Annotated in this window: 7 protein-coding genes and 1 pseudogene; 3 read left to right on the top strand and 5 right to left on the bottom strand. The window is 50.8% G+C overall.

What is annotated here, in order from left to right:
- The 3 genes and pseudogenes from ACR3FF_RS24460 to ACR3FF_RS24450 form a co-directional block, all read right to left on the bottom strand.
- A pseudogene (locus tag ACR3FF_RS24460) lies at positions 1-136 on the bottom strand (IS5/IS1182 family transposase); the annotation flags it as partial.
- Positions 137-172: 36 nt separating this feature from the next.
- Entirely contained in the window at positions 173-835 is a 663-nt protein-coding gene (locus ACR3FF_RS24455; RefSeq protein ID WP_458190735.1) for a hypothetical protein, read from the bottom strand.
- A gap of 46 nt (positions 836-881) precedes the next feature.
- A complete protein-coding gene (locus tag ACR3FF_RS24450; RefSeq protein WP_458190734.1) occupies positions 882-1,271 on the bottom strand; it encodes a DUF7344 domain-containing protein in 390 nt (129 codons plus the stop codon).
- A 322-nt stretch (positions 1,272-1,593) separates the two neighbouring features.
- Between ACR3FF_RS24450 and ACR3FF_RS24445 the strand changes: the two genes are divergently transcribed.
- The gene (locus ACR3FF_RS24445) at positions 1,594-2,541 is read left to right on the top strand and encodes a DUF7504 family protein (RefSeq protein WP_458190733.1); all 948 of its coding nucleotides are present in this window, start codon (positions 1,594-1,596) and stop codon (positions 2,539-2,541) included.
- 107 nt (positions 2,542-2,648) lie between these two features.
- Positions 2,649-4,721, top strand: a complete 2,073-nt coding sequence (locus ACR3FF_RS24440) for a hypothetical protein (protein WP_458190732.1) — start codon at positions 2,649-2,651, stop codon at positions 4,719-4,721.
- 1 nt (position 4,722) lies between these two features.
- Here ACR3FF_RS24440 and ACR3FF_RS24435 read toward each other — a convergent pair whose 3' ends face one another.
- Positions 4,723-4,857, bottom strand: coding sequence for a DUF7503 family protein (locus tag ACR3FF_RS24435; protein WP_458190730.1), 135 nt, complete (start codon positions 4,855-4,857; stop codon positions 4,723-4,725).
- A gap of 479 nt (positions 4,858-5,336) precedes the next feature.
- On the opposite strand from ACR3FF_RS24435, the gene ACR3FF_RS24430 reads away from it, so the two are divergent.
- Positions 5,337-6,308, top strand: a complete 972-nt coding sequence (locus ACR3FF_RS24430) for an aldo/keto reductase (protein WP_458190729.1) — start codon at positions 5,337-5,339, stop codon at positions 6,306-6,308.
- Between the two features lie 67 nt (positions 6,309-6,375).
- Here the strand turns inward: ACR3FF_RS24430 and ACR3FF_RS24425 are convergent, their stop codons facing one another.
- Entirely contained in the window at positions 6,376-7,380 is a 1,005-nt protein-coding gene (locus ACR3FF_RS24425; RefSeq protein WP_458190736.1) for an alcohol dehydrogenase, read from the bottom strand.
- Positions 7,381-7,714 lie beyond the last annotated feature (334 nt).

Here is a 7,714-nt window from a genome sequence, read left to right as displayed (position 1 = left end):
CGGGGGCGAACACGTCGTACTCCAACAGAAACTCGAATTCAAGATGTTCGAACAGCGGTACTGTCTCGGTCGCCGCCGCATTCAAAAAGTCGTCTACCGAAGCTACGTCTTGCAGGGTGTTGGTACTGCTGGACACAGTTTCAAAACCCTGCGGCCTCCCTTGGGAGGCTTTCTATGACACGCTCAGCTGTTCCAACGCCGCGACAACATGAACCTGATAGAAGCCGCGATCTAGGTAGACGTGTCTGATCGAGACGTATCGACGTGCTTCGACGATGAGTGAGCGAACGGCTTCCTGCTTTGCACGGAAGCCGTTCGCGTCCATCGGAACCACGGCAAGAGTAAAGCGAACGCTGGGAGCGACAATACAGAGCGTCGCGAAGCAGTACGCTCGGTTCGTTCCGAGGTCTGGGTAGGTGATGAGGACGTGGTCGGTGTCGGCCGAGCCGTAAAACCGCCACTCATGAAGATCGATCGCCACATCAACACGGGCGGGAAGCATCCGCTGTGACCGAAGGACCTGGAAGAGGCGGTCGCGGACGCCATCGAACTGGCCGTCGATGGTGTCCGCGTCCATGTTTCGAAGATGGTAGAGCAATGATTTCGCGAGGGGATTCCGAGCCGTCGACGTGACGTCGACCGGCTCGGACCGATCGAGTTGGACGGTCTTGCCACCAGTATTTGCGAACTCGTGGTCGAAGGCGATCCGAGAGAGGACTTGTTCGAAGTCCTCTCTCGTGTAGATTCCACAGGGTTTGATGCCAAAGTCCAGTGCTGGATAGAGAAGGGTTGAGGCGGCACGACAGACCTGTTTTGCCTCAGTTGTGTCGACCATGCAGCGACTACGAATCGAGTCACCAGCTAACTTCGGCAACTACTGTTTAGGGCGGGGAGCAGTCACGCTCGGGAGAGTCGATCGAAGGAAGCGGCTCGATCATATCGTCGCCGTATGACCAGGAGAGAAGGCCATAGTCAGCGAGACTAGGGAGGAGATGATGTTCGAGACTAATCCGCATTTGCTCTTGTTGCGAGGGGGTGACCTCCGTAATTGGAATATTATTTGTTCGGCTTGTGAGTTCCATTGCCATTCGGGAGAGAGGGATTGCGCTGTCTTGCTCGGTGAGGTAGAGAATCAAATGTCGGCGTTGTTCATCCGCGACCATTTTATACATTTCCTCTGATAGAGAAAGGAAAGTGTCGTGATCGACCGACTCTAACAGTCGTTGGAGTTCTAGAAGTTGTCCATTCTTTCCTCTAGATTGGTCGGTCATAGACGGTCGTAATCGGCGGATAAATATGAATGGTCGGATTTTTATCCTTTTCTAAACGGCATAATTTTCATTATATAGATCGAATGGAAGGTACTATAAAATGCGCAAGCAAATTTTCTATGGATTTTAGTAAAGGATCAAATTGCTGGCTAGGATTGAGCAGTGAGCAATATTTGTCCACCGGTTTGGTAAGTCGATGGTAGACCAGTGAACCACGATTTTTCAAAATCCAGTGGTGATTAAGTAGGGATTGTGTAATCAACAATACATTATCGATGACCTATGGATTTTTGTTACTTGGGGACAAGATGTACAGAGTACCATGAGTGCGGAGGAGCAACAAGGCACTATCCCATTTATTTGTGGGGTAGAATCGCCGCTCGAGATACAGTACGATCGGGAAAACGATTACTCGATGGGTGCAGCTATTGTTCAGGCAATGGTTGAGGAGACTGAAGTCGATGCCGCTGATGTTCCCAGATCATTTTATGAGTGTATTGATCCAGATGCCTTAGATGACCTCTTTCGACCCCAAATGAGTGGAACGCCTCGGGTGAATGGGGAACTCTCGTTTTCCTTTGTCGGCCACTACATCACCGTTCGAAGTGACGACCATATCACCATCGAGTCAGAACTTGGCCGATTGAAGCGGACCGGTGGTAATATCTTGCTTACAGGTAATATTCCAGAGGATGTTCTCAATCGGGTAAGCGCACAGTTTCTTGGTGATTCAAAATTCAAGCGTACGAGCTTTTTTGCATTGTATGGACGAGACACAGAGATCGCACAGACTCGCCTCTCACAGGCTAGAGGGCCTTCTGATCGAGCTCACATTGTGACACATGAGTCGATAGCTCGATCGGCTGCAGACGTTCAATCAAACCAACCAAGTCAACTGTCTGTGTCGACCGTAACGGAATCGCTCGAAGAGTTTCAGACCACCATTCAAGATCAGCTATTCGATCTACAACAGCAACGAAATGGATTCGACCCTGCAGAACTACGATTCTGTTTTGATTCCATACAACATCTCATGGAAAAGGAAGGCGCTGAATCTGTTGAACGGTTCCTTACTGCTATTATGGAAGCGATCGAAGATATGAGGGGATTAGGCCATTATATTCTTTCAGACGAATACAATTCACGTTCCGTACAAACAATTCAATCAAAATTTGATGTTACTATTGAACTCAAGATTGGTGAGAGAGGTCCAGAGCAAAGGTGGCATCTTCACGATACAGAACACACAACGAAGTGGTTCCCAGTATAACGTCACATGCAGACCAGATTGGGTTACATTCGGAGAGGTATCGCTGATTTTTGACTTTAAGATCCGATGTTCGCGCGATTACACATACTCAATAGGTGGTTGAAACGATGAAACCAGTATTCCGTCCGTTCGACAATCAACCAGGGGTGACGATTATTGACCCAATTCAGCGACGCCAGTTCCCCCTTCAGACGTCGACGTCAGTTCAACCGACTTCAGTTGGTACTAACCAGTTTTATTTCCCTGTAGATAGTGCGGCAGAGATCGTCACAGAATCGATAGTTTTACCATATGTCGTTGTTACTCACATCCGAAATCAGAATGGTGACATTTTGATCGAAGCAGAGGATTATTCTTACGAGCAACTTCCGAGAGGAGAGTACATCATTGAATTGAATGCCCCAATCAAAATTCAGCTCAAGGTGAATAGCGACTTCATCGTTGCTTCGTCGGCGGACCGGATGGAATTCGATTTTGGATCAGAGACCCGGGTCCAAATCGGGGCACAATCCTACCACAAACGGCCCGGTGCAACAATAACGACGACGGCTTCTCCCCGTGATATGATGGCTGCTATTTCGACGTTCGGTTCGGCATTAAAAACAATGAGTTGCGAGCGCTCGCTTCCCTCATTTCGTGGCCATCCGCCTCAAATAGAGCTAGGGGAGGAGCTCCAGATTCCGGATGAAATTTCTCCGCCAGAAACAGGAGTATCTCTTGAAGTCCCGCCAATGATAGAGGAAGTGTATCCAATAAGTACGCTTGCATACTATCTCGGAGCAACGGTTCTCCCAGGCGATGAACCACGTCTCGTTACTGATGATGGATTTGCTCACAGTTTGGTCCATTCCTCGAGAGAATTCGAAGATGAGGTCGAACGCGTGCTCAAGCAGATATTTTTCCTCGATTGTATTACGCGAACGGAAGGTCTTTATCAAGTCGAGCTTTACGAACGACACAAAATTGAGGAAAAGATCGACTTGCCATTTAGTGATCTATATGATCTAACAATATCGGAACAACTTCCCATCTATCTGGATATCCCATTTGATGCCCTCCAAGAGCACATCCCGACGTGGTCGGTAGTGACACATCTGACTGATGATCCGAGGAATATCGAATCACTGCCGTATCTTACGAACAATTTCTCTCTCCTTCGGTCCCAAAATCGCAAACCAAAACAGCAGACGACGACACCTCGGTCGATCGACGGCTTTCTTCGAGGATCGAAGACGACACAGCGTGGGAAAGAGGACTCGGATTATCGGTCGTACGTTGCACCACCAGAGACGCAGGCACTCGAGCAGGCGTGGCTTGGATCAGGAAAACCAATTGGAGCAAATAAGCTTCTTAAGAAGGGGTTCGAAAATCACCTCAACAGACCCTCTTCGACTGATGGAATTGATATTACTGTTGTCTGTAATGAAGACGAGATGAGTTCTGAGTACGATGATGGCGATCGTTTGTACGGAGGGCGGGATGAACTGGAATTCGCTATCGATGTTCATAGAAATACTTCCGTTGATGAGTTGAAAACGATACTTACGAACACAGCAGATTTCTTCCATTATATAGGACACATAAAAGATAATAAATTCATTTGTAACGATGGAGAACTGGATGTGGGCTCAGTTAGCGAGGTCGCGGTAGATACCTTCCTCTTGAACGGATGTCGATCGTATGAGCAAGGAAAAGAGCTCATAAAAGCAGGAAGCATCGGAGGGATAGTCACCTATAGTGAAGTCGGGAACGAAAGTGCAATTTCAGTTGGCCAAGTCGTCGCTCGTCTTCTAAATAGGGGCTTTTCTCTTCGATCAGCACTGACAATCGCCCGCGACCAACAGATCGTCGGGAATGACTATATCGTTATTGGAGATGGGAGCGTCGAAATCACGCAAAGCGAAAGCGGGACACCGTTGTTATGCGAGGTCGAATCCCGAAATGCAGAGAACGAATACAAAGTCAGTTGTACCACGTACCCGACACTCGCTCTAGGTATGGGTTCGATTTATTCGCCATACATCGAAAACATAAATACATACTATATAAACGGAGGTGATATTCCTACATTCACACTATCCGACGGGGAGCTATTACGTTTTCTCGGATTAGAACCATTCCCCGTTATCGTAAATGATGAATTTGTCTGGTCAACTGAAATTAATCTGGCTGATATTTGATTTATCCAATCGTCCCGCCGTGAGCGGCCGCTGCATTTCCAGCCTGCGTGAGCAGTAGGCAGATGGTGAATAGAACGCCAGCCATTCGGGGATTCTCTGCGAGGTACTCCGTCAATGTGTCATTACTTGCTGACATCGCAGTCGTTCCTTGGGACGGGGCTTGTTTAGCTTTTGCTAAATGATGTAGAGGTGAAATAAATTGCACTTTATCCCTCGTTACCGAGAGAAACCCCATCATTCCCGTATCAGGCCTCTCTAAATGGTATCTTTCCAGTTTTACGATCGGTGTTAGTGACTTCTATGGTGTTATTGACCCCACTGGGACGAAATCGACAGTCGATTTCCCCGCTCTTTTCGTGAGCGAGCACCACTTATGCTGAGTGTAGATCTTGTCCACCTTTAGTAGTATCGTTACGTGAAATAGGATTAACTAAGCTAAGCTTCGATTGGAGGTCTCTCTCCTCAACGAACGACGTAAGGCATGAATAGGGAGAAAAAATGTGCTCGTCTTCGGGTTCATAGGAGATCATCTCGTTTTTCGTTACAGTACGATTGACGAACCAGCAAAGAAGACACCGGACGTACCTTTTTGACCCGCCTGAATGATGGTATAGTATGGAGTATACGACCTTCGGACAGACCGGGATGACGGTGAGTAAACTTTGTCTCGGCGGCATGAGCTTCGGGACGGACTGGGGTGACTGGACGCTCGACCGCGAGGAAAGTAGAGAACTCATCGAACGCGCCATCGACCTCGGAATCAACTTCTTCGACACGGCCAACGTCTACTCGTACGGCGAGTCAGAGGAGATTCTGGGTGACGTGCTTTCCGATTACGACCGTGACGAATTCGTCGTTGCCACCAAGGTCTACGGAGAGATGGACGAAGACGACCCGAACTCGGGCGGACTTTCGCGAAAGACTATCGAACAAGAACTCGACAATTCGCTCGACCGACTCAGCATGGACACGGTCGACCTCTACCAGATTCACCGCTGGGACTACGAGACGCCCATCGAGACGACGCTCCGTGCGCTCGACGATGCCGTCCGGCGGGGGAAGGTGAGACACATCGGCGCGTCCTCGATGTGGGCCTACCAGTTCGCAGACGCCCTCGCCACGTCCGAAAACCTCGGTCTCGACCGGTTCGTCTCGATGCAGAATCTCTACAATCTCGCCTACCGGGAAGAAGAACGCGAGATGCTCCCGCTGTGTGAGAACGAAGACATCGCCGTGATGCCGTGGAGTCCGCTCGCCGCAGGATTCCTCACACGTCCACACGAGGAGTTCGCCGGCACGACGCGCGGCGAACACGAGGCGTCCCTCGAACGTGGCTATCTGCAGGGCGGCGGCCCCGACATCAACGAGCGTGTACAGGAACTCGCCGACGAGAAGGGTGTGAAGATGGCTCAGATCGCCCTCGCGTGGCAGTTCCACAAGGAGTGGGTGACGACACCCATCGTCGGCACGTCCTCCATCGAACACCTCGAAGATGCCGTCGAAGCCCTCGACATCGACCTCTCGGACTCGGAGATGGAGTACCTCGAAGAGCCGTACCAACCCATCCCCGTGTCTGGTCACGAGTGAGGACGAGTGACCGCTCCCGACGAGATAAATCGTTGAGAGTTTTCTGCGAACTGTACTCGAATATCGTTCAAGGCTCGATGACGGCTCGGAATCGAACCTCGTTTTCCATCATCTGGTCGTAGGCTTCAGCGGCCTCCGCTAAGTCGAATCGTTCGACTTCGGGGGTGATATCACGAAGTGCACTGAATTCGAGCGTATCTTGAGAATCTCTGGCGTGGCCGGATGCCCAGCCTCGAACTGACCCACGGTTGCCGACCAGGGCGGCTCCAGAAACGTCGATTGGTTCGCCGGGCACCCCGACGACGACCACTTCGCCATCCGTTCCCAACCCGGGTACTATCGACGAAATTGCCGCGGCACTCGGTGCCGTCGCAAGGACCACCTTCGCGCCGCCAAGTGCAGAGAGCGCTTCCGCGGCGTCTTCTGCATCCGAGTCGATGAAATGATCCGCACCCAAATCGAACGCGTACTCTTTCTTGTCCGTCCCGCGGGAGATTGCAACGGTCTCGAATCCTGCGTGACGAGCATACTGCACGCCGAGATGGCCGAGACCACCGATTCCTTGCACTGCAACCAGATCGCCTGCTCGGGCGTCGGTGTGCCGAAGCGCGTTATAGGTCGTCACTCCAGCACAAAGTAACGGTGCACCAGCAGCAGAATCGAGTCCATCGGGGACGCGAGCGAGCGCCTCTGCATTGAGAGTCGCATATTCGGCGTATCCGCCATCGATCGTTATCCCGTGGATAGCTTCGTTTTCACATTGTTGAAACTCGCCCCGACGACAGGCCGTACAGACGAAACAGTGACCTCCGTGCCAGCCGGCACCGACGCGATCTCCTTCCTCCCACAGTTCCACGTCAGAGCCGACAGTCTCTACCCGCCCGATGATTTCGTGTCCCGGAATGAGCGGGTAGGAGAGACCGGGATAGCCGCCTTCCTTCGCGTACATATCGCTATGGCAGACGCCACAGGCTTCAATTTCGACGCGAACCTCCGTGGCATCTGGCTCCGGAATCGCTCGTTCCACTAATTCGAATGCGCCACCAGGTTCAGCGACCTCTATCGCACGCATTGTATCAGCCATAGTAGTCTGCCTATCGAGCGCGCGGTCAATAAAAATGGCTTCAGCGGCAAGAGGTAATATCAGGTATATATAACTGTAAAAAGTAATACAAAGTCTGATTCAAGACTGTGAGAATTCGTGAGAGGAGTGGCGGTGACTTGGCCAGCGACCCGAAACGAGACACAACAGCACGATCGATCTCGAGATTAGATATTAATACGGCATCTAGTGCATTGTCAACTATCAATTGTAGGATAAAGTCGGCGTAGTTTGATTCGTGCATCTTCGGATGTGAATCGCCAGTCAATGTCTGTTTCTTGGGCGTTCAGTGAATTTGTCCACG

The organism is Haladaptatus ordinarius, assembly GCF_054177595.1.
The sequence above is the reverse complement of the archived record's forward strand: the minus strand, read 5'-3'. Positions and strand labels throughout refer to the sequence as shown.

Excerpts from the sequence above, each read along its gene's own strand:
- ACR3FF_RS24440 (WP_458190732.1), top strand. The coding sequence starts at position 2,649 with ATGAAACCAGTATTCCGTCCGTTCGACAATCAACCAGGGGTGACGATT.
- ACR3FF_RS24450 (WP_458190734.1), bottom strand. The coding sequence starts at position 1,271 with ATGACCGACCAATCTAGAGGAAAGAATGGACAACTTCTAGAACTCCAA.
- ACR3FF_RS24455 (WP_458190735.1), bottom strand. The coding sequence starts at position 835 with ATGGTCGACACAACTGAGGCAAAACAGGTCTGTCGTGCCGCCTCAACC.
- ACR3FF_RS24425 (WP_458190736.1), bottom strand. The coding sequence starts at position 7,380 with ATGCGTGCGATAGAGGTCGCTGAACCTGGTGGCGCATTCGAATTAGTG.
- ACR3FF_RS24435 (WP_458190730.1), bottom strand. The coding sequence starts at position 4,857 with ATGTCAGCAAGTAATGACACATTGACGGAGTACCTCGCAGAGAATCCC.
- ACR3FF_RS24445 (WP_458190733.1), top strand. The coding sequence starts at position 1,594 with ATGAGTGCGGAGGAGCAACAAGGCACTATCCCATTTATTTGTGGGGTA.
- ACR3FF_RS24430 (WP_458190729.1), top strand. The coding sequence starts at position 5,337 with ATGGAGTATACGACCTTCGGACAGACCGGGATGACGGTGAGTAAACTT.